Source organism: Roseomonas sp. KE2513, from assembly GCF_016107305.1.
GTDB lineage: Bacteria > Pseudomonadota > Alphaproteobacteria > Acetobacterales > Acetobacteraceae > Roseomonas.
Genome location: NZ_RCVR01000217.1, coordinates 1 through 239 on the forward strand (window position 1 = coordinate 1; position 239 = coordinate 239).

1 pseudogene is annotated in these 239 nt (G+C 69.5%); it reads right to left on the bottom strand.

Features of this window, described 5'->3' with window-relative positions:
* Positions 1–57 precede the first annotated feature (57 nt).
* A pseudogene (locus tag D9599_RS31005) lies at positions 58–239 on the bottom strand (IS256 family transposase); the annotation flags it as partial.

Below are 239 nucleotides of genomic sequence, written 5' to 3' on the forward strand. Positions count from 1 at the left end.
GGTCGTGTCCCGGTGCCTGGTGTGGGAGCGGTTGCTCCTGGCGGGTGGGACCGCCGGTCAGGCGGGCACGGCGCCGAGCCTGACGGGGCCAGTATCGCTGACGGCGCTCATGGCTTTCGGCGACATGTAGCGTGACCGCTGGGTGGCCCGCTCGTCGGATTGCTCCAGCAGCAGAGCGCCGACGAGCCGAACGACTGCCACCTCGTTCGGGAATATGCCGATGGCGTTGGTCCTGCGCT